The 25,473-nt window shown below is 70.9% G+C and carries 24 protein-coding genes; 13 read left to right on the top strand and 11 right to left on the bottom strand.

The window, feature by feature from the left end:
- The first annotated feature begins 9 nt into the window (after nt 1–9).
- Nucleotides 10–699, top strand: a complete 690-nt coding sequence (gene rplA / locus K8F61_RS09050; protein WP_067243844.1) for a 50S ribosomal protein L1 — start codon at nt 10–12, stop codon at nt 697–699.
- Nucleotides 700–1,143: 444 nt separating this feature from the next.
- On the opposite strand, the gene K8F61_RS09045 is transcribed toward rplA, so the two are convergent.
- Genes K8F61_RS09045 through K8F61_RS09035 form a run of 3 tightly spaced genes read right to left on the bottom strand, consistent with a single transcriptional unit; the run spans nt 1,144 to nt 3,794 of the window.
- Entirely contained in the window at nt 1,144–1,425 is a 282-nt protein-coding gene (locus K8F61_RS09045; RefSeq protein ID WP_231821412.1) for an acylphosphatase, read from the bottom strand.
- A 13-nt stretch (nt 1,426–1,438) separates the two neighbouring features.
- Nucleotides 1,439–2,047, bottom strand: a complete 609-nt coding sequence (locus tag K8F61_RS09040; protein ID WP_231821411.1) for a TetR/AcrR family transcriptional regulator — start codon at nt 2,045–2,047, stop codon at nt 1,439–1,441.
- Nucleotide 2,048: 1 nt separating this feature from the next.
- The gene (locus tag K8F61_RS09035) at nt 2,049–3,794 is read right to left on the bottom strand and encodes a glycoside hydrolase family 3 protein (RefSeq protein ID WP_231821410.1); all 1,746 of its coding nucleotides are present in this window, start codon (nt 3,792–3,794) and stop codon (nt 2,049–2,051) included.
- A 203-nt stretch (nt 3,795–3,997) separates the two neighbouring features.
- Between K8F61_RS09035 and K8F61_RS09030 the strand changes: the two genes are divergently transcribed.
- Nucleotides 3,998–5,323 carry an MFS transporter gene (locus K8F61_RS09030; RefSeq protein WP_231821409.1) on the top strand — a complete coding sequence of 442 codons (1,326 nt, stop codon included), beginning with the start codon at nt 3,998–4,000 and terminating at the stop codon, nt 5,321–5,323.
- Nucleotides 5,324–5,345: 22 nt separating this feature from the next.
- On the opposite strand, the gene K8F61_RS09025 is transcribed toward K8F61_RS09030, so the two are convergent.
- Nucleotides 5,346–5,807 carry an Lrp/AsnC family transcriptional regulator gene (locus tag K8F61_RS09025; RefSeq protein ID WP_231821408.1) on the bottom strand — a complete coding sequence of 154 codons (462 nt, stop codon included), beginning with the start codon at nt 5,805–5,807 and terminating at the stop codon, nt 5,346–5,348.
- Nucleotides 5,808–6,036: 229 nt separating this feature from the next.
- Here K8F61_RS09025 and K8F61_RS09020 point away from each other — a divergent pair, with 229 nt between their 5' ends.
- Nucleotides 6,037–8,370 (top strand): transketolase-like TK C-terminal-containing protein, encoded by a 2,334-nt coding sequence (locus K8F61_RS09020; protein WP_231821407.1) that lies wholly within the window; start codon nt 6,037–6,039, stop codon nt 8,368–8,370.
- 41 nt (nt 8,371–8,411) lie between these two features.
- Here K8F61_RS09020 and K8F61_RS09015 read toward each other — a convergent pair whose 3' ends face one another.
- The gene (locus K8F61_RS09015; protein WP_231821406.1) at nt 8,412–9,089 is read right to left on the bottom strand and encodes a phosphoribosylanthranilate isomerase; all 678 of its coding nucleotides are present in this window, start codon (nt 9,087–9,089) and stop codon (nt 8,412–8,414) included.
- 29 nt (nt 9,090–9,118) lie between these two features.
- A complete protein-coding gene (locus K8F61_RS09010) occupies nt 9,119–9,970 on the bottom strand; it encodes a MurR/RpiR family transcriptional regulator (protein ID WP_084344396.1) in 852 nt (283 codons plus the stop codon).
- A gap of 118 nt (nt 9,971–10,088) precedes the next feature.
- On the opposite strand from K8F61_RS09010, the gene K8F61_RS09005 reads away from it, so the two are divergent.
- Genes K8F61_RS09005 through K8F61_RS08985 form a run of 5 tightly spaced genes read left to right on the top strand, consistent with a single transcriptional unit; the run spans nt 10,089 to nt 15,536 of the window.
- Nucleotides 10,089–11,375 (top strand): ABC transporter substrate-binding protein, encoded by a 1,287-nt coding sequence (locus K8F61_RS09005; protein ID WP_217996187.1) that lies wholly within the window; start codon nt 10,089–10,091, stop codon nt 11,373–11,375.
- Nucleotides 11,376–11,379: 4 nt separating this feature from the next.
- Complete coding sequence (locus tag K8F61_RS09000) at nt 11,380–12,366, top strand: carbohydrate ABC transporter permease (RefSeq protein WP_231821405.1); 987 nt, start codon at nt 11,380–11,382, stop codon at nt 12,364–12,366.
- Nucleotides 12,363–13,280: a carbohydrate ABC transporter permease gene (locus K8F61_RS08995; protein ID WP_231821404.1), complete on the top strand. Its 918-nt coding sequence runs from the start codon at nt 12,363–12,365 to the stop codon at nt 13,278–13,280. The genes K8F61_RS09000 and K8F61_RS08995 overlap by 4 nt, the downstream gene beginning before the upstream one ends.
- A 49-nt stretch (nt 13,281–13,329) precedes the next feature.
- Entirely contained in the window at nt 13,330–14,520 is a 1,191-nt protein-coding gene (locus K8F61_RS08990) for a trans-sulfuration enzyme family protein (protein WP_067243838.1), read from the top strand.
- Nucleotides 14,520–15,536 carry a carbohydrate kinase family protein gene (locus K8F61_RS08985; RefSeq protein WP_219085205.1) on the top strand — a complete coding sequence of 339 codons (1,017 nt, stop codon included), beginning with the start codon at nt 14,520–14,522 and terminating at the stop codon, nt 15,534–15,536. The genes K8F61_RS08990 and K8F61_RS08985 overlap by 1 nt, the downstream gene beginning before the upstream one ends.
- Here K8F61_RS08985 and K8F61_RS08980 read toward each other — a convergent pair.
- Nucleotides 15,505–16,179: a LysE/ArgO family amino acid transporter gene (locus tag K8F61_RS08980; RefSeq protein WP_231821403.1), complete on the bottom strand. Its 675-nt coding sequence runs from the start codon at nt 16,177–16,179 to the stop codon at nt 15,505–15,507. The two genes, K8F61_RS08985 and K8F61_RS08980, sit on opposite strands and share 32 nt — an antisense overlap.
- Nucleotides 16,180–16,249: 70 nt before the next feature.
- Between K8F61_RS08980 and K8F61_RS08975 the strand changes: the two genes are divergently transcribed.
- Nucleotides 16,250–17,146, top strand: coding sequence for a LysR family transcriptional regulator ArgP (locus K8F61_RS08975; protein WP_231821402.1), 897 nt, complete (start codon nt 16,250–16,252; stop codon nt 17,144–17,146).
- 71 nt (nt 17,147–17,217) lie between these two features.
- The gene (gene ligD, locus K8F61_RS08970; protein ID WP_231821401.1) at nt 17,218–18,279 is read left to right on the top strand and encodes a non-homologous end-joining DNA ligase; all 1,062 of its coding nucleotides are present in this window, start codon (nt 17,218–17,220) and stop codon (nt 18,277–18,279) included.
- A 46-nt stretch (nt 18,280–18,325) separates the two neighbouring features.
- On the opposite strand, the gene K8F61_RS08965 is transcribed toward ligD, so the two are convergent.
- Together K8F61_RS08965 and K8F61_RS08960 are read right to left on the bottom strand one after the other, a co-directional pair.
- Nucleotides 18,326–19,369 carry an ATP-dependent DNA ligase gene (locus K8F61_RS08965; RefSeq protein WP_231821400.1) on the bottom strand — a complete coding sequence of 348 codons (1,044 nt, stop codon included), beginning with the start codon at nt 19,367–19,369 and terminating at the stop codon, nt 18,326–18,328.
- A gap of 107 nt (nt 19,370–19,476) precedes the next feature.
- The gene (locus K8F61_RS08960) at nt 19,477–20,925 is read right to left on the bottom strand and encodes a phytoene desaturase family protein (RefSeq protein WP_231821399.1); all 1,449 of its coding nucleotides are present in this window, start codon (nt 20,923–20,925) and stop codon (nt 19,477–19,479) included.
- A gap of 69 nt (nt 20,926–20,994) precedes the next feature.
- Here K8F61_RS08960 and K8F61_RS08955 point away from each other — a divergent pair, with 69 nt between their 5' ends.
- Nucleotides 20,995–21,498, top strand: coding sequence for a hypothetical protein (locus K8F61_RS08955; protein WP_231821398.1), 504 nt, complete (start codon nt 20,995–20,997; stop codon nt 21,496–21,498).
- Between the two features lie 43 nt (nt 21,499–21,541).
- On the opposite strand, the gene K8F61_RS08950 is transcribed toward K8F61_RS08955, so the two are convergent.
- Complete coding sequence (locus K8F61_RS08950) at nt 21,542–22,786, bottom strand: acyl-CoA dehydrogenase family protein (RefSeq protein ID WP_231821397.1); 1,245 nt, start codon at nt 22,784–22,786, stop codon at nt 21,542–21,544.
- A 194-nt stretch (nt 22,787–22,980) separates the two neighbouring features.
- Between K8F61_RS08950 and K8F61_RS08945 the strand changes: the two genes are divergently transcribed.
- Nucleotides 22,981–23,352, top strand: coding sequence for a tropomyosin (locus K8F61_RS08945; RefSeq protein ID WP_231821396.1), 372 nt, complete (start codon nt 22,981–22,983; stop codon nt 23,350–23,352).
- Nucleotides 23,353–23,473: 121 nt separating this feature from the next.
- Here K8F61_RS08945 and K8F61_RS08940 read toward each other — a convergent pair whose 3' ends face one another.
- Entirely contained in the window at nt 23,474–24,148 is a 675-nt protein-coding gene (locus tag K8F61_RS08940) for a TetR family transcriptional regulator (RefSeq protein WP_231821395.1), read from the bottom strand.
- Nucleotides 24,149–24,297: 149 nt separating this feature from the next.
- Here K8F61_RS08940 and sucC point away from each other — a divergent pair, with 149 nt between their 5' ends.
- Nucleotides 24,298–25,464 carry an ADP-forming succinate--CoA ligase subunit beta gene (gene sucC / locus K8F61_RS08935; protein ID WP_231821394.1) on the top strand — a complete coding sequence of 389 codons (1,167 nt, stop codon included), beginning with the start codon at nt 24,298–24,300 and terminating at the stop codon, nt 25,462–25,464.
- Nucleotides 25,465–25,473: the final 9 nt, after the last annotated feature.

The following is a 25,473-nucleotide window of genomic DNA, read 5'->3' as shown; positions in this document are numbered from 1 at the left end:
GAGATAACGATGGCTACCAAGTCCAAGGCTTACCGCAACGCCGCCGCGAAGATCGAGGCGGACCGCTTCTACACCCCGAGCGAGGCCGTCGCCCTCGCCAAGGAGACCGGCTCGGCGAAGTTCGACTCGACCGTCGAGGTCGCCCTGAAGCTCTCGGTCGACCCGCGCAAGGCGGACCAGATGGTGCGCGGCACCGTCATCCTCCCGCACGGCACCGGCAAGACCGCCCGCGTCATCGTCTTCGCCACCGGCCCCGCGGCCGAGGCGGCGATCGCTGCGGGCGCCGATGAGGTCGGCGGCGCCGAGCTCATCGAGAAGGTCGCCGGGGGCTGGACCGCGTTCGACGCGGCCGTCTCCACCCCGGAGCTCATGGGCCAGGTCGGCCGTCTCGGCAAGGTGCTCGGCCCCCGCGGCCTGATGCCGAACCCGAAGACCGGCACGGTGACCCCGAACCCGGCCAAGGCGGTCGAGGACATCAAGGGCGGAAAGATCGAGTTCCGCGTCGACAAGCACGCCAACGTGCACTTCGTCGTGGGCAAGGCGTCCTTCTCGGCCGAGCAGCTCGACGAGAACATGAAGGCGGCCCTCGAGGAGATCGTCCGCCTCAAGCCGTCCAGCTCGAAGGGTCGTTACATCCAGAAGGGTGCGGTGTCGACCACGTTCGGCCCCGGCATCCCGCTGGACGTCAACGCCATCTGAGCGAAGACCTGAGCCCGTCGGCTCGCACGAAGGCCCCCACCGGACGGTGGGGGCCTTCGTCGTCTACGGACGCCGTCGCGATCCCGCACCACGTGCGCGAAGGGGCGCTTGCGCGAGAACAGGCAGACGCGCGAGAACAGGCTCTCGCGTGGCAGTGCAGCCTGATTCCGCGCGTATGCCTGATCCCGCGGGGTCCGCGCACCCCTTGCGCGAGAACTGGCGCTCGTGCGAGATCAGGCGAACGCGCGAGAACAGGCAGTCGCGTGGCAGTGTCGCCTGATTCCGCGCGTATGCCTGATCCCGCGGGGTCCGCGCACCCCACGTGCGAGAACTGGCGCTTGCGCGAGAACAGGCAAACGCGCGAGAACAGGCGAACGCGCGGCAGTGCAGCCTGATTCCGCGCGTCTGCCTGATCCGGCAACGCCCCGCGCCGCGCGAAAGTGATCACTCGGTGCGGAGGATCTCGAAGCCCCTGACGCCGATCGGCGTCTCCTCGGCGGCGACGAGGTCGTCGGCAGCGGCGCCCGGCGGGCCGTGCCGCATCCACGCGAGCAGCGATGCCACGGCGGTCGGGGATCCTTCGAGGGCCGCCTCGACGGTGCCGTCTCGCCGGTTGCGGACCCAGCCGGACACTCCGCGAACCTCGGCGGCGTGGCGGGTGGCGTAGCGGTAGCCCACGCCCTGGACGTGCCCTCGGACGGACACGTGCACGCGTCGGGCATCCATCTCGGGTCCCCGGTCAGGCGCGGACACGCGCATACAGCGCGTCGACCGCGGCGGTGAACGTCCCGACGTAGTCGATGCGGTCCGGAAGGGTCGACCACTGGTCTCGGATGCCCTCGTTGAGGGCGAGGAGCTCGAGGATGACCTGCTGCGGATCCGTGCCCTCGGCGATCTCGCCGTCCTCGATCCGGCGTGCGACGAAAGGGACGAGCGCGTCGAGCGCCGCCTCGAGCGTGCGCTGTGCGCGGCCCTCCACCGGGTGCCCCTCGATCCGCGATGCGCCGGTGAGCATCACCCGGAAACGCAGCAGATCGGGCTCGTCGGCGGCGGCTCGGACCGCGGCGATGAAGTCGTCGAACAGCTCGCGGACGGATGCCGCCGGGAGCCGCACGGAGTGGTACACCTCTTCCCGGCGCTCGACGACCGCCATGAAGAGATCCTGCTTGGTCGTGAAGTGGTGGAGGACCCCGGCGTCGGTCACGCCGGCGGCCCGGGCGATGTCGGCGATCCGCGTGGTCTCGTACCCCTTGCGGCCGAACTCGCGGGTGGCGGCTGCGAGGATCGCGGCGCGCCGGGCATCGCCGCGTGCAACGCGCTTGTCGGTCTCGGTGTCGGAGGTGGTCACGCTACGACCATACGAGGCCGTCCCCGAATCGGAAGAGCGGATCGGCCGTGTCGAACGGGACGTCCTCGCGCGAGGCCTCGACGGCGGCCATCGACCGGGGGAGGTCGAACGGCAGACGCCCGGTCACCGGGGCCGCTCCGGACACGGCTTCCAGGAGGACGTCGTCGTCGACGCCGAAGGACCCGATCAGCGAGACAGGGAGAGCGGCGAGCGGAGTGAGCACGGCCGGGCGTTCCAGGAACACGTCGATCACCGTCGGAATCGTCGCGGCGATCGCGGCGATGCGGGAGACCTCCTCGGACGAGAACTCCAGGCTGCCGTCGTGGAATCCCTGTTCCAGCATCCCCTCACGAGGCTCGTACGGCGCGGCGAGGCGCAGGATCGCGAGGTCCGCGTCCTCCGGGGCGTCGACCGGGCTCGCGAAGCGGGCGAGGATCCCCGGATCCACGCCCTCCGCGTAGACACGCACGTCGTGGCTCAGCAGGACGGGTGCGCCCTGGAGGGCCACCAGCGAGGCGCGCTGCACCGTCCGTGCGAGCTCTCGATGAGCCGGGGTCGCGATCCGTTCGCGGACCGGCTCGGGTTCGACGTCCTCGACCCCGGGCGCGGGGCGAAGGAGCCCGAGGCGGTCCTTCTCGCGCAGCACCCGGCGCACGGACTCGTCCAGTCGCCCCACCGTCACGAGGCCGCGCTCGACGGCGGTCAGGAGGGGAGCGGGGTCGTCCTCGCCTCCGAACTGGTCGACGCCCGCGTCGAGGAGCCGCGCGACCCGCTCGACGGGATCGGCGTGCAGCATGCCCCACGCGCGGACCGGGAACGAGAGCCCGAGCCGGGGCAGGCGCATGCCGTGCACGATGTTGAAGTCCGTCACGACGACGCCGTCGAAGCCCAGGCGCTCGCGCAGCAGCCCCGTGACGATCCGCCGCTCGAAGGCGAAGCCGACCTCGTCGTAGTCGAGCCCGAGCGGTGCGGCGTACCCGGGCATGACGCGCACGACGCCGGAGCGCAGCGCGGCGGTGAACGGCGCGAGGTGGTCCTCGAACCGGCCGCCCGGATAGACGGTGTGCGCGCCGCGCTCGAAGTGCGCGTCCTCCCCTCGCGCCTGTGGGCCGCCACCGGGGAAGTGCTTCGCGGTCGCGGCGATCCCCGCCTCCTGCAGTCCGGCGACGTAGGCGGCGACCATCTCGGCGGCGAGAGCGGGGTCCTCGCCGAAGGTGCCTGCGACCCGTGCCCACCGCGGTTCTGTGGCCAGGTCTGCCATGGGGTGAAGGGCGATGTGCAGGCCGGCGGCGCGCAGCTCGGTGCCGATCATCTTCGCGGTCCGCCGCACCAGGTCCGGATCGCGCGTGGCGGCGAGGCCGATCGGCTCCGGCAGGGTGGTGAATCCTCCGCCGCTCTGGGCGACCTGCGCGTTGCGGGTGCGCCCGTGGAGGGGATCTGCGGCGAGGGAGACCGGGACGCCGAGCCGCGCCGCGGCGGCCGTCCGACGGATGCGGGCGGACCACGCGGCCAGCTCCTCGACGGGGGCCGGGTTCATCAGGGTGAGGTGCGTGACGTGCCGCTCCCGGATGAGCTCCGTCGTCGGGACGAACCCGAACGGCGACTCCTCGTCGGCGCCCTCCCAGAGCGATCCGTCCGCGCCCGTGACGACGCGCGCCACGAGGAGGCTCCCGACCTTCTCCTCCAGGGTCATCGCGGCCAGGAGCGCATCGACGGTGCGGGGGGCGAGCGTGGGGGAGGGCTCCATGGGGCTCCTTCGAGGTCGGTGCGGCGCCTCCCAGTAGACCATAAACCTAGTCATGACTAAGTGAATTTTCCGCGAACGATTGCGGGGTGATGGGGGCGAGGGATATCGTCGGCTCAATTCACTTAGTCGTCACTAGGTTTTTACTCCCGCGATGGCAATGGCTGGTCCAATGAGGGACCGGACAGGATTGAGGAAGGATCCCCATGGCCACCCCCACCGCCCGCACAACACCCGTCGTGCGCGTGCCGATGCTCCGCGTCTACCTGCTGGCGCTCATCGAGCTCGCCACCCTCGGCGCTCTCGTCACCCCTCTGGTCGTCTCGCTGTCGCTCAAGGTCCTGGAGCTGGTTCCGCAGACGCAGAAGGAAGGGGCGCTGGGGCTGGTCACGGCGTCGGGCGCGCTCGCGGCCCTGCTCGCCAACCCGATCTTCGGGCATCTGTCCGATCGCACCCGCAGCCGGTTCGGGCGTCGGCGGCCCTGGCTGATCGGCGGCGCGCTCGGCGGCCTCGGGGCGGCGGTGATCCTCGCAACGGCCCCGAACCTGCCCGTCCTCGTCCTCGGGTGGGTGCTCTCGCAGGCCGCCTACAACGCGACGCTGGCCGCGTTGTCCGGTCTCCTCGCCGACCAGGTGCCTGAGGAGCAGCGATCGCAGGCGTCGGGGATCTTCGGGGCCTTCGGCTTCCTCGGCATGGTGCCGGCGATGATCGTGGCGACCCTGTTCGCCGCGCATCTGCCGCTCGTGATCCTCGCGATGCCGGTGTTCGCCGTCGTCTCCGTGACCATCCTGTGCCTGGTGCTCCCGGATCCGCCCGTCGAGCGAGCGGAGAGCCGGCACGGGTCGCTCCTACAGGTGTTCGCCGCATTCGCCTTCCACCCGGGGAAGGCGAAGACCTTCACCCTGGTGTGGATCCAGCGCGCGACGATGCAGCTGGGGTACACGGTGGTGTCGACGTTCGGGCTCTTCTACCTCATGGTGCGGCTCGGCATGGACCAGACCGCGGCCGCGTCGCTGACGTCGATGGCGACCCTGGCGGGGGCGGCGCTGAACTTCGTGGCCGCATTCGCGTGCGGCTACCTCGCCTCCCGCCGCGGGAACTACACCCCGTTCATCGTGGGAGCCGCGGTGCTGATGGCCGTGTCTCTCCTCCTCAAGGCGTTCACCGACAGCACCTCGGTGTTCTGGGTCAGCACACTGCTGGCCGGGTTCGCCCTCGGCGCCTACTACGCGGTCGACCTCGCGCTCGCGATGCGCACGCTGCCGCGCGGGGAGGAGGGCAAGTTCCTCGGCATCTTCAACGTCGCGAAGACCCTTCCGCAGTCGCTCGCTCCCGCACTGGCGCCGTTCCTCGTCATGATCGGAGGAGCGGACCCCGTCTCCGGGGGCGACAAGAACTACGCGGCGCTCTACCTCGTGGCGGCCCTGCTCGTCCTCGCCTCGCTGCTCACCCTGCCCGGTCTGCGCGGCGTCCTGCGCCGGAAAGACGAGGATCGGGTGTCCGTGCCCGAGTCGGCGACCCGCGCCGGGTGAGCGCTCGCCCGCGGCAACGGCCTCAGAGCAGCTGCTCGATCCGGTAGGGCACCATCTCCCGCATCACCAGGCCGGTCGTCGTCCGCTTGACGCCGTCGATGTCGAGGATCCGGCCGGCGACCCGGTAGAGGTCGTCCGCGTCGCGCGCGACGACGCGGATCATGAGGTCCGTGATGCCGGACAGCCCGAGGACCTCGATCACCTCGGGGACGTCGGCGAGCGCCGCGCCGACCTGGTCGAGCTTGCGCTGAGTGACCCGCGTGAGCACGTAGGCGCTCAGGGGGTATCCGAGGACGGCCGGGTCGATCCGGCGCTGGAAGGAGCGCAGCGTGCCGTCCTCGTCGTAGCGGGTCAGGCGCGCACGGACCGTGTTGCGGGCGAGACCCGTCGCCTCGGCGAGCGCCACGATGGTGGCGCCCGGCGTGCGGATGAGCTGCCGCAGCAGTCCGCGATCGGTCCGGTCGGCGACTCTCTTCTCTGCCACGGTGCTCACGTCCTCCTGTCGTAGTGAGGGCTGATCTGCGCGTTCTGATCAGTTTGTCTGTTGTCTATTGTCCATCACGACCCTTGATGCTCCAATGAGGTCAGATTCTGCTTATGTTCCTGCTCCTGCGGAGGACGCGCACCAGGCGTCGACGCCAGGGCCCCAGAAGGGCCGGGAGCACCCGGTGCGGGCGAAGGCGCCCGTGCCTCCTTCCCGAGGACCCGCGCACATGTCTCTCTCCGTCGTCCCTCTCGCTCCCTCCGTCCCGCCCGTGGATCTCGACGTGCTCGCCCGAATCGAGCAGCGCGTGCTGTGGCTCGCGACGTCGATGATCCATCACGCGAACCGCGTCCGGCCGAATCCGTCGGGCCTGAAGGTGGGCGGGCATCAGGCGTCCAGCGCCTCCCTCGCCACAATCATGACCGCGCTCTGGTTCGACCAGCTGCGTCCCGAGGACCGAGTGTCGGTCAAGCCCCACGCGTCGCCCGTGCTGCACGCCATCCACTACCTGCTCGGCGAGCTCACCGACGAGCAGATGACCACCCTGCGTGCCTTCGGCGGCATCCAGAGCTACCCGAGCAGAGCCAAGGACCCCGGCACCGTGGACTACTCGACGGGATCCGTCGGGATCGGGGCGACGGCCCCGATCTGGGGAGCGGTGGCCCGCCGCTACGCCGCGACGATCTCGGGCGCCTCTGCGCGAGGGCGCCAGTACTCCCTGGTCGGCGACGCCGAGCTGGACGAGGGGGCGGTCTGGGAGGCGCTGCTGGATCCGCACGTCCCGGATCTCGGGGAGCTCGTGTGGATCGTCGACCTGAACCGGCAGTCCCTCGACCGCGTCGTGCCCAACATCGCGGCGGGAAAGCTCGAGCGGATGTTCTCGGCGGCGGGATGGCAGGTGCTGACCGTGCCGTTCGGCCAGCGGCTCGACGCGCTCTTCTCCCGTCCGGGCGGCGCGGAGCTGCGCGCCCGGATCCTGGACATGCCGAACGCCGAGTACCAGCGCCTGCTGCGCTGCCCCGCCGCCGAGCTGCGACACCGGCTGCCCGGCGCGGGGCAGACGGCCCCGGCCATTCGCGCATTGCTGGACGGCGTCGGCGACGACGAACTGGTCGAGACGATCCGCAACCTCGGCGGTCACGACCTGGCGGCGCTGCGCACGGCGTTCGCGCAGATCGACGACGAGCGCCCGACCGTCATCATCGCGTACACGATCAAGGGCAACGGCCTGCCGACGGCGGGTCATCCCCAGAACCACTCGTCGCTGCTCACCGACGAGCAGTACGCCCGCTTCGCGGCGGAGTGCGGCATGGACTCCGCCGCTCCCTGGGCGCGGTTCGGCCCGGACACCGTCGCCGGACGACTGTGCGGGGAGACCGCGGCACGGCTCACGCGGACCCCGGTGCCGGAGGCGTCCCCGCCGCGCGTCCCCGCCGATTTCGGCCGCACGCCGTCTGGGACCGGCACCACGCAGGCCGCACTCGGGCGGGTGCTGCTGGATCTCACGCGTTCGGCGCCGGACGTGGCGCGTCGGGTGGTGACGGCCAGCCCCGACGTGAGCTCCAGCACGAACCTGGCCGGGTGGCTCAACAAGGTCGGGGTGTGGTCGACGGACGACAGGCAGGACTGGTTCGACGACGACCCCGAGACGATCATGCACTGGCGCGAGCGACCGAGCGGCCAGCACATCGAGCTGGGCATCGCCGAGGTCAACCTCGTGAGCCTGCTCGGCGAGCTGGGCGCCACGTGGAGCCGCTGGGGCGAGCCGCTGTTCCCGATCGGCGTGCTCTACGATCCGTTCGTCGAACGTGCGCTGGAGCCGTGGTCCTACGGGATCTACGCCGGCGGGCAGTCGATCCTCATCGGCACGCCGTCCGGGGTGTCTCTGGCGCCGGAGGGCGGAGCGCATCAGTCCGTCAAGACGCCGTCGATCGGTCTCGAGCAGCCGGGATGCCTCGCGTACGAGCCGGCGTTCGTCCAAGAGGTCGAGTGGACGCTGCTGGCCGCGATGGCGCAGATGGGACGGAAGGGAGGGCGCTCGGCGTACCTGCGGCTGTCGACGAAACCGGTCGATCAGGCGCTGGCAGCGATTCCCTCCGACCCGGCGGCGCGCGAACGGCGCCGCCGGCAGGTCGTCTCCGGCGGGTACCGGTGGCGGACCGCCGCGCGTCCGGCGGCGACGCTCGTGGCGATGGGGGCGATGGTCCCCGAGGCGATCGAGGCGTCGGAGCGTCTGTCCCGCCTCGGCCGCGACGTCGACGTCGTCTGCGTGACGAGCCCGGGTCTGCTCTTCGAGGCCGTCCAGTCACGCGGCGGACAGGACGCCGCAGCGGAGAGCTGGATCCTCGATCAGGTGCTGCCGGCCGACCGCGCCGCGCCCATGGTCACCGTCCTCGACGGACACCCGCACGCGCTGGCCTTCCTCGCGGGCGTGCACGGGGTGCCGGCCCGGCACCTCGGGGTCAGTCGGTTCGGGCAGTCGGGCGACCTCGCCGACGTGTACCGGCATCACGGCATCGACGCCGACAGCATGGTCCGTGCCGTCCTCGACCTCACGGACTGAGGCGGCGGCCCGGGCGTGGGCCCGGGCCGCCGCCGGACCGGTCAGAGCGTCGGCACTCCGGCCGCTCCGCGGACGAACGCGGACACGGCGTCGAGGTCCTTCTCGAACCGTCCGCCGCCGAGGGGACGGTTGGTGCGGGTGAGGGAGTCGACGCCCCACGGGCGTACGACGGCGATCGCCTCCGCGACGTTGTCGGCCGACAGGCCGCCGGCGAGGATCACGGGGACGCTCACGCTCGCGACGATCTCGGCGCTTCGGGACCAGTCGTGGGTGACGCCGGCGGCTCCGACCCCCTGTACGTCCGTCGTGTATGAGTCGAGGATGAGGTAGTCGGCCACCTCGGCGTATGCGCGCGCCATGGCGAGATCGCCGTCGGCGCCGACCGCGATCGCCTGCATGATCTCCATGCCCGCGGGCAGAAGCGTGCGCAGCCGTCGCACGTCCTCCGGGCCCACGGCTCCGATCTCGCCGCACAGGTGCAGGATGTCGGGTCGCACGGCCTGGGCCATCCGGGCGATCTCGTCCACGTCGACCTCCACGCTCAGGGCGACCGAGCGCGCCCGCCCGCGGAGCGCGTCGACGGCCTCGGCGGCGACGGCCTCGGTGATCTGCCCGGGCAGTCCGACGGAGGTCGGGGTGAGGCCGACGTGGTCGACGCCGAGCGCGGCCAGCGCGACGGCCTCGTCGGCGGACTGCGCGGTGTAGATCTGGACGATCATGGTGACTCCTCGATGCTGGGGTGGGGAGGTTAGAAGGAGCTCTCGACGATCGCCTGGGCGGCGCGCTGATCCCGGGCGAGCACGTCGGCTAGATGCCGGTGACTGTACGCGACGCAGAGGGCGTCGAGCAGCGTGAGCTGACAGAGCCGCGCGGCGATCGGCTCATTGCGCGTCTCATGCGAGACGCTCTGGAGGACGACGTCGGCAGCCTTCGCCAGATGCGAGTCGCGGTTCCCGGTGACCGCGAGCACCTTGGCGCCGGCGCGGCGGGCGCCCTCGGCCATGCTCACCACGGACCGCGTCTCGCCCGAGTACGAGATCGCGACGGCGAGGTCCCCCGGTCCGAGCAGGGCCGCATGGATGTTCTGCACCTGGGCGTCCTGCGGGGCATCGCAGCTGATCCCGAGCCGCCGGCAGCGCTGGTAGAACGACTGTCCGACGACACCCGACGTGCCGACGCCGCCGACCAGCACCCCGCGCGCCCCGTCGAGCAGGTCGAGGGCGGAGGCGAATCCGTCCGCGTCGATCACGTTCGCGGTGTCCTGCAGGGAGAGGGACGCGTGGGCGAAGACCTTCCGCGCGATCGTCATCGGGTCGTCGCCGTCCGCGATGTCGTCGTGGATGAGCTGCATCGGGGTCGCGAGATCACGGGCGAGAGCGAGCTTCAGATCCGTGAAGCCCGCGAAGCCGGCGTTGCGGCACATGCGCAGCACGGTCGTGTCGCTGACGTCGCACGCCTGGGCGACGTCCAGCATCGAGGCCTCGAGCAAGTGCTCCGGACGGGTGAGGATCCAGTCCGCGACACGTCGCTCCGTGGCGGACAGGCTCGGCAGGGCTGCACGCAGGAGCGTCATCGCTCCAGCCTTCTCATGGGGTGCCATGCGTCCTATCCTCGCCTCCGTCGTTCCTCGGCGGATCGAAAAGTGGTGCTACCACATCAATTCAGATGAGCATATAGTGATACCACTTTCACCGACAGTGCCGTCCGAAGGAGTTCCCGTGAACAGTCATCTCCGCACCACCGCTGTGGCGGCGCTCGCCGTCGGCGCGCTCGTGGCGTTGTCCGGCTGCGTGGGCGCCGGATCCGCATCGTCCGCAGGAGGCGGCGGGGACGCCCTGACGATCTGGCACGCCTACGCCGGCCAGGAGGACAAGGTCGAGTTCATGACCTGGGCGATGGACGGCTTCAAGAAGGAGCACCCCGACGCGACGATCAAGGAGGTCTCCGCCGAGCAGTCCTCCTACAAGACCAAGCTGCAGACCGCGATGTCGACGGGCGACGTCCCCGACGTCTTTTACACGCTGCCCGGGGGCTTCCTCGACGCCTTCGTGAAGAGCGGACAGGTCGCGAAGCTCGACGACGAGCTCGCGAAGGACGGCTGGGGCGACGGTTTCCTGCCGTCGGCGATGGAGTCCGTCACCTTCGACGGCTCGACCTATGCGGTCCCGATCGACATCGACGCCGCGGTGGTCTGGTACAACAAGGCCCTGTTCGAGGAGAAGGGATGGAAGACTCCGACGACCTGGGACGAGTTCCTGAGCCTCAGCGAGCGGATCGCGGCCGACGGCGTGGTTCCGGTCGCCCTCGGCAACAAGGACAGCTGGCCGGCCACGTTCTGGTTCCAGTACGGGCAGATGCGCACGAAGGGCAGCGGGCAGGTCACCGACTTCCTGAACGGCGGCGACATCGCCTTCGACCCGAAGGGCGCGGAACCGCTGCAGACCCTCGCAGACCGGAAGTACCTCCCCACCGGCGCGAACGGGATGTCGGACCAGGAGGCCAACCTGCTGTTCCTCAACGGCCAGGCGGCGATGGTGCTCAACGGCACGTGGCAGATCGGCATGTCGGCCGATGCTCCGGACGGGTTCGAGCTCGGGTACTTCCCGTTCCCGAGCATCACCGGGGGCGCCGGTGACCAGACCGACACCCTGGCCGGCGTCGCCGCCGCGTTCGCGATGTCCGACAAGGCGGCGGACAACCCGCTGGCCGCCGACTTCCTCCGCTACATCACCAGCCCCGAAGTCATGAAGAAGTACGTCGAGCTGCGCAAGACGATGGTGACGCTGCAGGGCGCGACGACCCCGGATGTGGCGGGCCCGATCCTGTCCGGCGTCGTCTCCGACATCATCGAGCCGGCCGGTCACCTCGACGCGTTCTACGACACCGCCCTGCCGCCCAAGGCCACCACCCTCTACTACTCGACGCTGCAGGGCCTCATCGAGGGATCCGTCGACGCGCAGCAGGCCGTCGCCGCGATCGACGAGGCCGTGGCCGCGGGGGAGTGAGCGGATGGGCAGGGACGACCGAGCGGCCGGAGCGCTCGCGCTGAGCGCGCCGGCGGGCTCCCGTCGCGGCGGGCTGCACCGGGCCAAACGACGGGAATCGCTGATCGCGGTCGCGTTCCTCGTCCCCGCGCTGGGATTCCTCGCGGTGTTCGTCGCCTACCCGCTGGCCAACGCCGGGATGCTCTCGTTCTTCGTGTGGGACGGTTTCTCTCCCCGCGAGTGGGCCGGGCTGGACAACTTCGCCCGCCTCCTCGGGGACGGGATCTTCTGGACCTCCCTGCGCAACAACGTCCTCATCGCGCTCGCGGCGATCGTCTTCCAGGTGGGCCTGGGAATGGTGATCGCGTACTGGCTCGTGCGGGTGATCCCGCGGTTCAAGCGGGCCGCGATGTTCCTCTACGTCATCCCGGTCGTCATCAGCGAGATCTGCATCGGCCTGCTCTGGCAGTTCGTCTACAACCCGTACTTCGGCCTGCTCAACGGGTTCCTTCGCGTCATCGGCCTCGGAGATTTCGCGCAGGGGTGGCTGGGAGACAAGAACCTGGCGATGCCCGCCGTGCTGGTGGTCATGAACCTGACGTATCTGGGCCTCTACATCCTGCTGTTCGTCGCGGCCTTCCAGGACGTGGACGAGTCGGTGTACGAGGCGGCGTCGCTGGACGGGGCCGGGCACTTCCGCACGTTCTTCGGGATCAGCGTCCCGATGATCCGCTCCAACGTGCAGGCGACCGTGCTCTTGGCGGTCGTTACCTCGTTCAAGACGTTCTCCCTCGTCTTCGTCATGACCCGGGGCGGGCCCAGCAACGCCACGGACGTGGTCTCGACCTACCTCTTCAAGACCGGGTTCGGGAACTTCGAGGCCGGATACGCCTCGGCGATCGGCATCGCCCAGCTGCTCATCACGGTCGTCGTCGGCGTTTTCGTGCTCGCTGTGTCGCGGCCCCGGACGCCGGGCGGCCGGGTCCGGACGACGAAGGAGGTCATGCGATGAGCCAGGCGACCATGGCCGTCGTGGTCCCCGACGAGCGGCGACACACACGCAGGCAGGAGCGGCGGCGCGAGCGTGAGCGCCTGCCGCGCACCCGGCTCGGGTGGGGCACGGTCACCGTCCTGGTGCTCCTGGGCGTCCACCTCCTCGTCGTGCTGTTCCCGTTCGTCTGGATGCTGTACAGCTCCTTCAAGTCGAACCAGGAGTTCCAGGGGTCGGTCTGGTCGCTGCCCTCCGCCCTGCAATGGGACAACTACGCCACCGCGCTGGCGGACGGGTCGCTCGCCCTGTACGCCGGGAACTCGCTGCTCGTGACGCTGGCCTCCGTGCTCGTCACGGTCGCGATCGCCACCGCCGCGGGCTACGCCTTCGTCGTGTACCGCACCCGGTGGATGCCGGCGGTGGAGCTGATCATGCTCGTCGCGATGGCGATCCCCGCCTACATCGCGCTGGTCCCGCTGGTCGCGATCATCCGGGAGCTGGGGATGCTGGACACCCTGCCGGGCGTGATCCTCCCCACGGTCGCCTTCAACCTGCCGATCTCCGTGCTCATCATGCGGGGGTTCTTCGCGACGGTGCCGCGCGATCTGATCGAGGCGGCCCGCATCGACGGCGCGTCCGAGCTGACGGTGTTCGCCCGGGTGATGGTGCCGATCGCGAAGCCTGCGATGTTCACGACGGGCATCGTCAACGTCATCTGGGTGTGGAACGACTTCCTCTTCCCGCTCGTGATCCTCAACAGCCCGGAGCGCAAGACGCTGCCGCTCGGGCTCACCGACTTCGTCGGGGAGCGCACCACGAACTACCCCGTGCTGCTCGCCGCGATCCTCCTCGCCGCGCTCGGCTCCTTCCTCGTGTACCTGGTGTTCCAGCGCCATGTCATCGGAGGGCTGACGAGCGGCGCGCTCAAGCAATGACCTCCCGGCGCACGCCGGAGCCCCGCACGTCGAACAGAAAGGACGCTCCGTGGACAACCCGCACGAGCTGAGCCTCGCCAGCCGAGCCGTGTTCTACTCGCCCGAGGAGAGCACGCAGTCGATCAGCTACCCGATCTTCATGTCGGCCAACTACCAGTACGACGGCGACGCCTACGATCGGGTGGTCGACGGCGCGCGCCGCAGCGTCAACATCTACAGCCGGTGCGGGAACCCCAACGAGTACAAGCTCGACGACCAGATGGCGCTCATCTCGGGCGCGACGGACGCGCTCGCCGTGGCCTCGGGCATGGCGGCGGTCTCGCACGCGGTCCTGGGGCTGCTGAAGGTGGGCGATCACGTCGTCGTCGACCTCACCACCTACAGCTCCACGCACGAGTTCTTCGACCACCGGATCCAGGACTTCGGGATCGAGGTCACCTTCGTCGACTCCTCCGACGTGGGCGCCGTCCGCGCGGCGATCCGCCCGGAGACCAAGGCCGTGTACGTGGAGACCATCGCGAACCCGACCATGAAGGTCGCTCCCCTCGGGGAGATCGCCGCCCTCGCGCACGAGCGCGGGATCGTCGTGATCTGCGACAACACCTTCGCCAGCCCCGTCGTCTGCCGCCCGCACGAGCACGGTGTCGACATCGTGCTGGAGAGCGCGACGAAGTTCATCGGCGGGCACAACGACGCGGTGGGCGGGATCATCAGCATCCGTTCCGAGATCCTCCCCGAGGACTGGCTGGAGCAGATCCGCTGGAACACGCTCACGAAGCTGGGCGGAGCGCTGTCGCCGTTCAACGCCTGGCTGTTGCTGCGGGGCATCCAGACGCTGCCCCTGCGGGTGGAGCGGATGACGGAGAACGCGGGCCGGCTGGTGGAGTGGCTCGACGCGCACCCGAAGGTGCGGCGGGTGTACTACCCGGGCCACCCGTCGCACCCCCAGTACGCGGCGGCGCGTGAGCAGCTGGACTCGCCCGGGGCGATGCTCGCGTTCAGCGTGGGCACCGAGGAGGAGGCGGCGCAGGTGTGCAAGAGCCTGCGGCTCGCGTCGTTCGCGGCCAGTCTCGGCGGCGTGCGCACGGTCACGCAGCTCCCTGCGACAATGGCCTTCCTCGACATCCCCGAGGAGGAGAGGCAGCAGATGGGCGTGACCCAGGGCATGATCCGCGTGTCCGTCGGCATCGAGAGGATCGACGACCTCATCGCCGACTTCGCCCAGGCGCTCGGGGACTGATGCCCGACACGGACGCCCGGGACGTGCGCACCGAGGTCGTGCTGCTCGGCGACCTCAACGTCGATCTCCACCTGGACATCCCGGCGTACCCCGCGCCGGGCGGCGACGGAGTGGCGACGCGTCAGCGGATCGGGTTCGGCGGATCCGCCGCCAACACGGCGGTCATGCTCACGAGGCTCGGCGTGCGCGCGGCTCTCGTGGCGTGCGTGGGAGACGACGATCGGGGAGCCGAGGCGATCTCGGGTCTTGCCGCGGAAGGCGTGGACACCGGCTTCGTCCGGCGCAGCGGCACGGAGGCCACCTCGCTCAACGTCATCACGGTGACGCCCGACGGGGAGCGCACCATGTTCGCCTACCGCGGGGCGAGCGCCGAACTGCGCTCGGCCGACGTGCCGACGGACCTCGCCGGCGCGGCGCACCTGCACGTGTCCGGGTACGCCCTCCTGGCAGAGCCGCAGCGGTCCGCCGCGCAGGAGGCGGCGCGGCGTGCGCGCGCGGCGGGGATGACGGTCTCGCTGGACGTGCCCGTGGACCCGGTCTCCGCAGTGCCGGCCGTGCTGCGCGACTTTCTCCGCCTGGTGGATGTCATCGTCGTCGGGGCTGCGGACGCGCGGCGGCTGACGACGGAGAGCGACGACGAGGCCGCGGCGCGGGCGATCCTTGTGTGCGGGCCCTCGGTCGTGGCTCTGACCGGGGGCTCGGCGGGTTCGCTCCTGTGCACCGCCTCGGGCGCGGTGCGGGCACCGGTCCCGACGGTCCGCCCCGTCGACACGACCGGGGCCGGAGACTCGTTCTGCGCGGGGCTGATCGCCGGACTGCTCAGAGGCGCGACGGACCCGATGGTCGTCGGCGCCCTGGCGAACGTCTGCGGCGCCGCAGCCGTGGCCGTGCCCGGAGCAGGCGCCGGGCTGCCGGGGATCGACGGCATCCGTGCGGCGCTCGACGACCTCCCCGCACCGGTCCGTGATGCTGTGAGCGCGGTGCTCAGCCCCCGAACAGGGGGAGCACGAGGCTGATGCCCAGGGCGATCATCACGACGGCGATCCCGGCGTCCAGGAGGCGCCAGGCCCGCGGTGTGCGCAGCCACCGGCCGAGGTAGCGGGCGCCGAACCCCAGGGCTGTGAACCACAGGACGCTCGCGGTGATCGCCCCGAAGGCGAACAGCCAGCGCTGGCTCCCGTGCGTCGCGGCGACGGAGCCCAGCATCAGGACCGTGTCGAGGTACACGTGGGGATTGAGCCAGGTGAGCGCGAGGACGGTGAGGACGGCGGTGCGCAGCCCGGTGCCGCCCGTCAGGGTCGCGGTTCCCCCCGCGGCTCCGCTCGGGCTCACGCCCTGCGGCGTGGCCCTCTCCGTCGCGGGCGCGGTGAGGGACTCGCCTCCCCGCCACGCCCGCCGCGCGGCGAGCAGCCCGTAGACGATGAGGAACGCCGCGCCGGCGACGCGGGCGACCGCGACCAGCCACGGCGCGGACTGGACGAGGAAGCCGAGCCCGGCCACCCCGGCCACGATGAGCACCGCGTCCGAGAGGGCGCAGATCAGGACGACGGGGAGGACGTGCTCGCGTCGCAGCCCCTGGCGCAGGACGAAGACGTTCTGGGCGCCGATGGCGACGATGAGGGAGAGGCCGAGTCCGAGGCCGGCGAGCACGGTGAGCATGTCCCGAGGTTAGGCGGCGGTGCATCCGTAGATCCAGCGAAGATTCCTTAACTATCATTAGCATGACTTCATGAGACTGGATCCGATCCTGGCCGAGACCGTGGCGGCCGTTCTCGACGAGGGGACGTTCGATGCCGCCGCTCGGCGACTGCACGTGACGCCCTCGGCCGTGAGCCAGCGGGTCAAGACCCTGGAGGAGGATCTCGGCCGCGTGCTGCTGGTCCGGTCCAAACCCGTGCGCGCCACGGAGGCCGGTGAGGCGGTCGCCCGCTTCGGGCGGCAGATCTCGCTGCTCGAGCGGGATACGATCGCGGGCTTCGGCCTCGCCGCGGACGGCGGCGAGACGGACGTCCGGATCCGCGTCCCGCTCGCCGTCAACGCCGACTCCATGGCGACCTGGTTCCTGCCGCCGCTGGCGCGCATCGCGCAGCTCCACCGCGTCGAGTTCGACCTGCACCGCGACGACCAGAGCTTCACCGCCCGGCTGCTGGAAAGCGGCACCGTGATGGCCGCGGTGACCTCGGAGTCCGTGCCCGTCGGCGGGTGCACGGTGGCCGGGCTGGGAAGCCTGCGCTACGTGCCCGTGGCGACCCGGGACTACCGGGACCGGTGGTTCTCCCGAGGCCTCACCTCGGACGCACTCGCGACCGCGCCGTTCGTCGACTTCGACCGGAGGGACTCCCTCCAGCACGACTGGCTGCGAGCACGCGACGTGGACCCCTGGAGCGTGCCGCGACACTACGTGCCCGCGTCGCACGACTTCGCCGTCGCGGTCCGCCTCGGCCTCGGCTGGGGCCTGTTGCCGGTCGTCCAGGCCGAGCCGGCGCTCGTCTCCGGCGAGCTCGTCCGGCTCGACGACAGCGAGACGGCCGTGCCCCTGTTCTGGCAGCAATGGAACCTGCGCTCGCCGCTGCTCGACGCGATCGCCGGTGAGGTCCGCGACCACGCCTCCCTCCTGCTGAGGTGACGCGCGTCCGCCCGCGCGTCCCGTGGTCCCGGGGCCTGGTCAGCCCGCTCTCGGGGCCATAGGGTCGTGGCATGGCCTCCGAGCGCATCACGCTGACCGTCCCCGGCCCGAAGGGCGACCGCACCCTGGACCTCTCGAGCCCGAACCGCGCCGTCTGGCCCGACGCGGACGGCGGCCCGATCACGAAGGCCGAGCTCGCGGACTACGTCCAGGCGGTCGCCGAGCCGTTCCTCGCCGCGAACGGGAACCGCCCGGTCTCCCTGGAGCGGTTCCGCGACGGGATCGGCGGCGAGAGCTTCTTCTCGAAGAACCCGCCCAAGGGGACGCCGGACTTCGTCGAGAGCGTCATGTGCACGTACAACAGCGGACGCAAGCATCCGCAGATCGTGCTCACGGAGGCCGCCGCGATCGTCTGGGCGGTCCAGATGAACACCGTCGTGTTCCACCCTTGGGCGTCGCTCGCCGCGGACACCGACAACCCGGTGGAGCTGCGGATCGACCTGGACCCGCAGCCGGGAACAGGCATCGCCGAGGCCGTCGCGGCCGCGCACGAGCTGCGTTCGGTCCTCCGGGAGGCGGGCCTGGAGCCGTACATCAAGACGAGCGGGAACCGGGGCCTGCACGTCTTCTGCCCGATCGTGCCCGAGCACGAGTTCCTCGTCGTCCGGCACGCCGTGATCGCGGCCGGTCGCGAGCTCGAGCGGCGGATGCCCGACCGGGTCACGACCGCGTGGTGGAAGGAGGAGCGCGGGGAGCGGATCTTCGTCGACTTCAACCAGGCCAACCGCGACCGCACGATGGCCGGCGCATACAGTCCGCGAGCGCTGCCCTGGGCGCCCGTGTCGACCCCGATCCACTGGGACGAGCTGGACGAGCTGGATCCGACCCGCTTCACCGTCCGGACGATCCCGGGGCGCCTCGCCGAGACGGCGGACCCGTGGGCGACCCTGCAGGACGCACCCGGACGCATCGACACCCTCCTGCAGTGGTGGGAGCGCGATGTGGACAACGGCCTCGGCGAGATGCCGTTCCCGCCGGAGTTCCCGAAGATGCCCGGCGAGCCGCCCCGCGTCCAGCCGAGCAAGCGGGTGGAGGCGAACTGGGACGCCGAGGGCAACCGGATCGCCGACTGAGACGGGTCCGCCTCCGCGGCACGGTCGCCCGTCGCCGTCTGCGTCGTCAGGTCAGGACGTCGGCGAGATCGTAGCCGGCGACCGTCTCGAGCTGCTCGTACGTGCACGATCGCGGATCCCGATCCGGACGCCAACGGTCGAACTGCACGGTGTGGCGGAACCGCCACCCCTCGAGCTGGTCGTAGCGGACCTCGAGCACGCGCTCCGGACGCAGCCGCACGAAGGACACGTCCTTGGCGCCGGAGAAGCGGGACCGCTCTCCTTCGCCGGTCACCGCCTCGCCGGTCTCGTCCCGCTCCACGAGCGGATCCAGCTCCTCGACGAGCTGCTGCCGCATCGCGTCGCTCCACGCAGCCACCCCGCCGACCTGGCGGAGCTCGCCGTCCTCGCCGTAGAGCCCCACGAGCAGGGATCCCACCCCGGACCCGCTCTTGTGGATGCGGTAGCCGAGCGCCACCACGTCGGCGGTGCGCGCGTGCTTGACCTTGATCAGCGTGCGCTTGCCCGGCGCATACGGCTGGGCGAGCGGCTTGGCGACGATGCCGTCGAGTCCCGCGCCCTCGAACTCGGCGAGCCAGCGACGGGCGAGGTCCGGATCCTGGGTCGTCCGGGTGAGATGGAGGGGAGGAGCGGATCCGCCGATGAGATCCTCCAGCCGCGCGCGGCGCTGCGCGAAGGGCAGGGACTGGAGGTCCTCGTCGCCGACGGCGAGGAGGTCGAAAGCCACGAACAGCGCGGGCGTCTCCGCGGCGAGGCGCTGCACCCGGGAGGCCGCGGGGTGGATGCGCTGGCTCAGCGCCTCCCAGTCCAGCCGTTGCGAGCCCGGCCGGCCCGTGGGAACGACGATCTCCCCGTCGAGCAGGCAGGGACCGGGGAGAGCGGACGAGAGCGCGTCGACGAGCTCGGGGAAGTAGCGGGTCAGCGGCTTGGCGCCCCGGGAGCCGATCTCCAGCTCCTCTCCGTCCCACGCCACGAGCCCGCGGAAGCCGTCCCACTTCGGCTCGTACAGCAGCCCGCCGTCGACCTTCGCCGGGTCGGGGACCGCCGTCGCGGCTTTCGCGAGCATCGGGGCCGGGATCTCGTAGCGCATGGCACCATCCTGCCCCGTCGCCTCGCCCCGCGTCACGCCCGTCGAGTGGTCACTTTCTGCGGGTTCGGGGCGATTCAACCCACAGAAACTGACCACTCGATGCGAGCTCAGCCGAAGAGGTCGGCGAGCTCGGCGGGTTCTCCCGCGTCGGCCAGGGCGGTGCGCGCGGCGAACCAGCCCGCCATGCCGTTGACGCCCGGGCCGGGAGGCGTCGCGGCCGAGGCGAGGTAGACGCCGCGCATCGGCGTGCGCCACGGCGCGGGGGAGACGACCGGACGCTTCACGGCCTGCCACAGGGTGAACGCGCCGCCGAGGATGTCCCCGCCGATCTCGGCCGGGTTGATGTGCACGCGCTCGCGCGCCGTGACCGCGTGCGAGGCGAGGATCCGGTCCCGGAAGCCCGGCGCGAAACGCTCGATCCGGCGCGTGATGATCTCCGTCGCATCCAGATCCGAGTCGGCCGGGACGTGGATGTACGACCACAGGGTGTGCTTGCCCTCGGGGGCGCGGGTCGGGTCGAGCACGGAGGCCTGCACGGTCAGGGCGTACGGCGTACGGCTCACGCCGCCGCGGGCCACGGCGTTCTCGCTCGCCCAGACCTCGGTGCGGGGCCCGCCGACGTGCACGGTCGGGGCGAGGGCGACCTCGGGGTTCGCCCACGGGACCGGACCGTCGAGCGCGAAGTCCACCTTCGCCGCCGCGGCGCCGTATCGGTATGCGCGGATCGCGCGGGCATACCGTTCGGGGACGTTCGGCAGGGTGAGCAGCAGTCGCGGGGAGGTGTTCAGCATCAGCAGGTCGCCGGCGTCGGGGTCGCCCCAGTCGAGCGCCGCGAGATCGGTCACGTGGGCACCGGTCTCGATCGTGCCGCCATGGGCTCGCAGGTCGGCGGCGAGCACGTCCGCGAGGTGCTGGGCCCCGCCGCGCGGGTACACCCAGCCGCCCGCGTGCGCATGGGCCGCGAGCATCACCCCGGCCCCCGCACCGCTGAGCGAGGGGAGGGCCGTGTTCGCGTGGGCCATCACGCCCGCGATCAGTCCCTGCGCCTCGGGGGTGCGGAACGTCCGCGCGGCCAGGGGGGTCCCCTGCTCCAGCACCCGCAGCCCGAAGCGTGCGGCGGTCACGGGGTGCCGCGGGAAGCGCAGCAGCGGCGAGCCGGTGAAGTCCGTGACCCCGTCGATGTGCCGGCTGAGGGGACGCAGCAGTGCCAGCCAGGCGCGTCCGTCCGGACCCAGCTCCTCCGCGGTCCGCTCGATGTCGTGCCATGCGACGGCCGCGCGTCCGTCGTCCAGCGGATGCGCATATGCCGCTTCGGGAATGATCCAGTCGAACCGGTCGAGGCCGAACGCGCAGAAGAACGGCGAGGCGTAGGCGACCGGGTGCACCGAGGAGCACACGTCGTGCACGAAGCCGGGGAGGGTGAGCTCCTCGCTACGGACGCCGCCCCCGATGCCGCCGGCCGCCTCCCGCACGTGCACGGAGTATCCGGCGCGGGCGAGGCTGACGGCGGCGGCGAGCCCGTTCGGGCCGCTTCCGATCACGGTGGCGCGGGGCATGAGGCCAGTCTGTCACGCGCGTTCCGATCGGGGCGGACGGACCGCCCGGGACGTGCGATCCTGGAAGGGATGAACGAAGTGCAGGGGCCCACCCCCACCGGAACCTCCCGCCCCTACAAGTCCCTCGCCGACGCTCTGCGCGCGCACCGGATCCCTCCGGAGAACCACGCGTTCATCACGGCGGTCGTGGACGCCGTCGGCATCACGTCCTTCATCGACCGGGGCCGCTACATCGAGGCTCTGCGTCGCGGCGACGGCGCGCCGCTGCACATCGGACGCACCTACACGAACGGCTTCACCGAGGACGAGCAGGTCGTCGTCGGGTCCCGGCCGCTGCCGCTGCTGCCCAGCGAGGGCCGGGCGCCGTACTTCTACGTGGTGCATCCGAGCGAGCTGCCCGCGTCGCCCTCGTCCGCCGCCGCCCGGCGGACGCCCCGGCCGTCAGCGGGGCCCCGGGCCGCGCGCCCCGAGCCCCGAGCCCCGAAGCCGAAGCCGGTGGAGGAGCGCGACTACGGCGTGTGCGACGTCTGCTTCATGGTGCGCACCCCCGCCGGCGGCTGCGCCTGCGACTGAGACCTGCGCCGGTGCGAGCGGACGCGCTCACACCCGATCGCGCTCAGACGAACGCGCTCATCCCGGTGATGTCGCGACCGATGAGCAGCGCCTGCACGCTCTCCGTCCCCTCATAGGTGTGGATCGCCTCGATGTCCGCCATGTGCTGCATGACGCCGTTCTCGAGCAGGATCCCGTTGCCGCCGAGGAGGTCGCGTGCGGTGGCGGCGATCCGGCGCGCGGCCCGCGTGTTGTGGAACTTCGCCAGCGACGCCTGGGTCGGTCGCAGCGTCCCGGCCGCATCCATGTCGGCCATCCGGCGGCAGTACAGCTGCATGGCGGTGAGGTCCTCGAGCATGTGCGTCAGCCGCTCCTGGACCATCTGGAGCTTCGCCAGGGGCTTGCCGAACTGGATGCGCTCGGTGGCGTACGTCAGCGCCGCCTCGTAGCAGGCTGTGGCGTGGCCGAGCGCGGACCAGGCCACGCCGGATCGCGTCGCGTACAGCACCGTCGACGCGTCCTTGAAGCTCTTCGCCCCCGGGAGCACGGCGTCCAGCGGCACGCGGACGTCGTCGAGGCGGATGTGCGCCTGGAAGATGCCGCGCAGCGAGGCCTTGCCGGTGATCACGGTCCCCTCGTACCCCTGGCGGTCCTGCTCGACGAGGAAGCAGCGCACCGCGCCGTGGTCGTCGGCGCCCTCGTCCTCCACGCGCGCCCAGACGAACGTGATCCCGCCGGACGCACCGTTGCCGATCCACTTCTTCGCCCCGCGGATGACCCACTCGCCGTTCCCGTCCGGCGAGGCGACCCGGCGCGCGGTGGTCTCCAGCGAGACCGAGTCGGAGCCGTGATCCGGCTCCGTCAGGGCGAACGAGCCGAGGACGCTCGCGTCGGCGAGCGGGCCGAGCCAGCGCTCCTGCTGCGCCGGGCTGCCGAAGAGCGCGAGCGTGCGCAGGGCAAGGCCCCCCTGGACCGCGAGGATCGTGCCGAGGGATCCGTCCCCCCGCGAGATCTCCATGTTCACCAGGCCGGCGGCGAGCGGGCTCATGGGAGTGAGTGCCGGATGGACCACGCCGTCGACGACGAGGTCGTAGGCGCCCATCGCCCGCGCCGCCTCGAGCGGATACTCCGCCTTGTCCCAGGCCTCCGTCATCCGGGGCGCCACCTCGTCGACGTAGGCGCGCGCACGGTCCCACGCGGCGCGGTCCTCCTCGGGGATGTCGGCGAAGACGGCGTAATAGTCGGTGTCGCGCCGACCGGTCAGCGCGTAGGACGAGACGCGCTCGCCGGGGAAGGCTTCGTTGCTCATGGGGTCCTCCGAAGCGACGAGGGAATGAGACTGAGTCTCACGTCGCATGGAACAGCGTACCGCCTCTGCCGGTCCCGGCACCGCTCGGCCTGCACAGACCGGCATGCGCGCCGGTTCTCCCCACTCTTCGGAATCGGGGCCCTTCCCGTTGCCTCCCCCTGGAAAGTCGTCCCCACCCACGGGAGGATAGGAGCGTGCTCACCATGAACGAGCCCCAGGTCTGGGCGGTGATCGGCGTCCTCGCCGCGGCGCTCGTCGGCATGATCACGGTGACCACGCAGCTTCTGTCGCGGACCTTCTCCGCGCAATTCGCCACGGTGGACGCCCGATTCGACGCGCTCGACGTGAAGCTGGACGGCTTCCGCACCGAGATGCTCCTCCGCTTCGAGAACGTGGATCGGCAGTTCGAGCAGGTGGATCGACGCTTCGAGCAGGTGGATCAGCGCTTCGAACGGGTCGAGAAAAGGATCGAGCAAGTCGAGCACCGGATCGATCGCGTCGAGAACCGGCTGGACGGCATCGATCGCGACATCCAGGGAATCACCAAGCGCGTGATGCCCGACTGACCCCGCGTGTGCGGCGGTGCCCGCGCGATTCGGGGCGGGATATGGGGCGGATCCGCCCCGTCGCAGACCCCGACTCCCGGCAACGCGCCCCGAACCGTCGGGGAGCGGGAAAGGAACGCGGTCAGTCGGCGAGGTCCTGGCGAAGGCGTCGCGTGATCTCGGCCAACGGCATGGTGCGCGGGAAGAGCGCCACGACCATGGCGTCGTCCCCAGGGGTCGCGGCGTCGTCCGGGTGGACCCCGAAACGACGCATCGCGTCATCGAGAGCGCGGCGGAGGACCGAGACCGGCGTGCGGGCTCCGCGCAGCAGCCGCCGCAGCACGTGGTTGTGCACGGCGGTCACGATGGCGGCGAAGCTCACCGCATCGAGCGGATCGAGGCCGGGCAGCGAACGGCGCAGGTACTCGTCGAACAGACGCTCGTAGCGGAAGACCGTGACGATCTCCCGGTCGCGCAGGGTCGGCACCTGGCGCACCACCTGGTAGCGCCGCCGGGCGAGCTCCGGATCCGCGGCGAAGCGCCGGAAGACCATGACCGAGGCCTCGCACACCGCGACCCACGGGTTCGCGTGCGGCTTGTCGAGGTACGTGCGCAGGGACGTCAGCATCTCCTCGTGGTCGGCGAAGATCACGTCGTCCTTGCCGCCGAACTGCCGGAAGAACGTCGAGCGCGAGATCCCCGCGGCCTTGGCGATCTGCTCGACCGAGGTCGCGTCGAAGCCGCGCGTGGCGAACAGCTCCAGCGCCGCCGCGACGACGGCGGTGCGCGTGGGGGACACGTCGGCGTGCTCGGTCATAGCAGGAGAGCCTAGCCCCCTCGCGGTGCGCGCCACGGCGGTCGGGGGCGCGGATCCGCGGTAGTAGGCTGGGGGATCGGGTCGAATGATATCGACACCCGACAGCACCTGTCGCGTCCCACCCGCCGCAACCAGCGAAGGACTGCACTGTGGATCTCTACGAGTACCAGGCACGAGACCTTTTCGAATCCTACGGAGTGCCGGTTCTCGCCGGCATCGTCGCCGACACCCCCGAGGAGGTGAAGGCAGCGGCCGAGAAGCTCGGCGGCGTGGTCGTCGTCAAGGCGCAGGTCAAGACCGGAGGCCGCGGCAAGGCGGGCGGTGTCAAGGTCGCCAAGACCCCGGACGAGGCGTACGAGGCCGCCAAGGCCATCCTCGGCCTCGACATCAAGGGCCACGTGGTCCGCCGCGTGATGGTCGCCGCCGGCGCCCGCATCGCCAAGGAGTTCTACTTCTCGGTGCTGCTGGACCGCGCCAACCGCTCGTACCTGAGCCTCTGCTCGGTCGAGGGCGGCATGGAGATCGAGCAGCTCGCGGTCGAGAAGCCCGAGGCGCTGGCGCGTATCGAGGTCAACCCGCTCACGGGGATCGACAAGGACAAGGCGCTGGAGATCGCGAAGGCCGCGAACTTCCCCGAGGAGCTCCTGGACGCCGTCTCGGACGTGTTCGTGAAGCTCTACGAGGTCTACAAGGGCGAGGACGCGACGCTCGTCGAGGTCAACCCGCTCGTGCTGACGGAGGAGGGCGACGTCATCGCCCTCGACGGCAAGGTCTCCCTCGACGACAACGCGAGCGAGGTGCGCCACCCGCAGCACGAGGAGCTCGCCGACAAGGCGACCGAGGACCCGCTCGAGGCCAAGGCCAAGGAGTCCGGTCTCAACTACGTCAAGCTCGACGGCCAGGTCGGGATCATCGGCAACGGCGCGGGCCTGGTCATGTCGACCCTGGACGTCGTCGCCTATGCCGGCGAGAACCACGGCGGCGTCAAGCCCGCGAACTTCCTGGACATCGGCGGCGGCGCCTCCGCGACCGTCATGGCCGCGGGGCTGGACGTCATCCTGGGCGACCCCCAGGTCAAGAGCGTCTTCGTGAACGTCTTCGGCGGCATCACCTCGTGCGTCGCCGTGGCGGAGGGCATCGTCAAGGCGCTGGAGATCCTCGGCGACGCCGCCACGAAGCCGCTGGTCGTCCGTCTCGACGGCAACCAGGTCGAGGAGGGGCGTGCGATCCTCGCGAGCGCGAACCACCCGCTCGTCACCCTGGCCGCCACCATGGACGAGGGCGCCGACAAGGCCGCCGAACTGGCGAACGCCTGACCTTCGACG

It is taken from the genome of Microbacterium resistens (assembly GCF_021172025.1).
GTDB classification, from domain to species: domain Bacteria; phylum Actinomycetota; class Actinomycetes; order Actinomycetales; family Microbacteriaceae; genus Microbacterium; species Microbacterium resistens.
Note: the sequence above shows the minus strand (reverse complement) of the source record. Positions and strands in the feature narration are given on the sequence as shown.

Excerpts from the sequence above, each read along its gene's own strand:
- K8F61_RS08985 (WP_219085205.1), top strand. The coding sequence starts at position 14,520 with ATGCCCGACACGGACGCCCGGGACGTGCGCACCGAGGTCGTGCTGCTC.
- K8F61_RS09030 (WP_231821409.1), top strand. The coding sequence starts at position 3,998 with ATGGCCACCCCCACCGCCCGCACAACACCCGTCGTGCGCGTGCCGATG.
- K8F61_RS08965 (WP_231821400.1), bottom strand. The coding sequence starts at position 19,369 with ATGCGCTACGAGATCCCGGCCCCGATGCTCGCGAAAGCCGCGACGGCG.
- K8F61_RS08950 (WP_231821397.1), bottom strand. The coding sequence starts at position 22,786 with ATGAGCAACGAAGCCTTCCCCGGCGAGCGCGTCTCGTCCTACGCGCTG.
- ligD (WP_231821401.1), top strand. The coding sequence starts at position 17,218 with ATGGCCTCCGAGCGCATCACGCTGACCGTCCCCGGCCCGAAGGGCGAC.
- K8F61_RS08940 (WP_231821395.1), bottom strand. The coding sequence starts at position 24,148 with ATGACCGAGCACGCCGACGTGTCCCCCACGCGCACCGCCGTCGTCGCG.
- K8F61_RS09045 (WP_231821412.1), bottom strand. The coding sequence starts at position 1,425 with ATGGATGCCCGACGCGTGCACGTGTCCGTCCGAGGGCACGTCCAGGGC.
- K8F61_RS08980 (WP_231821403.1), bottom strand. The coding sequence starts at position 16,179 with ATGCTCACCGTGCTCGCCGGCCTCGGACTCGGCCTCTCCCTCATCGTC.
- K8F61_RS09015 (WP_231821406.1), bottom strand. The coding sequence starts at position 9,089 with ATGATCGTCCAGATCTACACCGCGCAGTCCGCCGACGAGGCCGTCGCG.
- rplA (WP_067243844.1), top strand. The coding sequence starts at position 10 with ATGGCTACCAAGTCCAAGGCTTACCGCAACGCCGCCGCGAAGATCGAG.
- K8F61_RS09000 (WP_231821405.1), top strand. The coding sequence starts at position 11,380 with ATGGGCAGGGACGACCGAGCGGCCGGAGCGCTCGCGCTGAGCGCGCCG.
- K8F61_RS09035 (WP_231821410.1), bottom strand. The coding sequence starts at position 3,794 with ATGGAGCCCTCCCCCACGCTCGCCCCCCGCACCGTCGATGCGCTCCTG.
- K8F61_RS08960 (WP_231821399.1), bottom strand. The coding sequence starts at position 20,925 with ATGCCCCGCGCCACCGTGATCGGAAGCGGCCCGAACGGGCTCGCCGCC.
- K8F61_RS08975 (WP_231821402.1), top strand. The coding sequence starts at position 16,250 with ATGAGACTGGATCCGATCCTGGCCGAGACCGTGGCGGCCGTTCTCGAC.
- K8F61_RS08955 (WP_231821398.1), top strand. The coding sequence starts at position 20,995 with ATGAACGAAGTGCAGGGGCCCACCCCCACCGGAACCTCCCGCCCCTAC.
- K8F61_RS09020 (WP_231821407.1), top strand. The coding sequence starts at position 6,037 with ATGTCTCTCTCCGTCGTCCCTCTCGCTCCCTCCGTCCCGCCCGTGGAT.
- K8F61_RS09010 (WP_084344396.1), bottom strand. The coding sequence starts at position 9,970 with ATGGCACCCCATGAGAAGGCTGGAGCGATGACGCTCCTGCGTGCAGCC.
- K8F61_RS08995 (WP_231821404.1), top strand. The coding sequence starts at position 12,363 with ATGAGCCAGGCGACCATGGCCGTCGTGGTCCCCGACGAGCGGCGACAC.